Below are 1,397 nucleotides of genomic sequence, written 5' to 3'. Positions count from 1 at the left end.
GCCGCCTACAACGGCCCCGAGCATTTCGTCATCAGTGGCCCGCGCAATGCGGTCGATGCGGCGACGCAGCGGCTCGAGGCAGCCGGCGTGCGCGTCAAGCTGCTGCGCGTGCCGCATGCGGCGCATTCGGCGCTGATCGAGCCGGTGCTGCCGGCCTACCGGCGCGTGCTGGAGACGGTGACGTTCCATGAGCCGCGCATCGCGCTGGTCTCCAACGTCAGCGGCGCACCGGCCGGCGCGGCCGAGATCGGCCGCGTCGACTACTGGCTCACGCACATGCGCCAGCCGGTGCGCTTCGCGCAGGCGCTGCAGGGCCTGCTGGCGCAGGGCATCACGCATTTCATCGAGGTCGGGCCGCACCCGGTGCTGCTGGGGATGGGGGCCGAGTGCGTTGGTGCAGGCGGTGAAGCGGGCGCGGCAGTCGAATGGCTGCCGTCGCTGCACCGTGAGCGCTCCGACTGGACCGACCTGCTCGCCAGCCTGCAACGCCTGTACGTGGCGGGCGCCGACGTGAACTGGGCGGCGTTCGACGCGCCGTATGGCCGCAGCCGCGTCGCGCTGCCCACGTATCCGTTCCGTGCGCGGCGGCATTGGATGGACGTCGTCGGCGAGCGTCCGGAAAGCCCCGCGCCGGCGGTCGATGCGGCGCAGCGCTGGTCGCGCGTCAGCACCGCGCTGTCGCGCCAGGCCGAGCGCGGGCCGCTGGACCTGAACGCTTCCTCGTACCCGGCCAAGTGGGAGTGCCTGGCGCGCGTGACGAGCGCGCATGCGGCGCACACGCTGCGCGAGGCGGGCCTGTTCCTTTCAGCCGGCGAATCGCACACGCTCGACGGCCTGATGCAGCGCAGCGGCATCGGCGCGAGCTACCGGCACCTGGTGTCGCGCTGGCTCGACAGCCTGGTGACGGGGGGCACGCTGCGGCGCGCCGGCGAGGCCTTCGTCGCCGATCAAGCCCTTGCCGAGCCACCGCTGGCCGCGCTGTGGGCCGAGGCCGAGCGCCTGTTCGCCGACAACCAGCCGCTGCTCGCCTACGTGCGCCACTGTGGCTCGCTGGTGGCGCCGGTGCTGCTGGGCCGCGAGAGCCCGCTCGAGACCTTGTTCCCCGGCGGCTCGTTCGAGCTCGCCGAGAACCTCTACGAACGCTCGGCGACGATGCGCTACATCAACGGCCTCGCGGCCGCCGCCTTCGAGACGCTGGCCGCCAGCGTGCCGGCGGGCCGTTCGCTGCGCGTGCTGGAGGTGGGGGCCGGCACCGGTGGCACGAGCTCCGCGGTGCTTGCGGCCTTGCCCGCCGACCGCGCGCAGTACCACTTCACCGATGTCTCCGACGTGTTCCTCGATCGGGCCCGCGAGCGCTTCGCGGCCTGGCCGTTCCTGCGCTTCGGCCGCTTCGACAT

Annotated in this window: 1 protein-coding gene; it reads left to right on the top strand. The window is 72.9% G+C overall.

The annotated features are described in order from the left end of the window. Positions 1-1,397 (top strand): acyltransferase domain-containing protein (locus AC1D01_RS34610; protein WP_477874027.1); only part of this gene is annotated, 1,397 nt, incomplete at both ends.

Source organism: Rhizobacter sp. P3_B12 (genome assembly GCF_056402895.1).
Note: the sequence above shows the minus strand (reverse complement) of the source record. Positions and strands in the feature narration are given on the sequence as shown.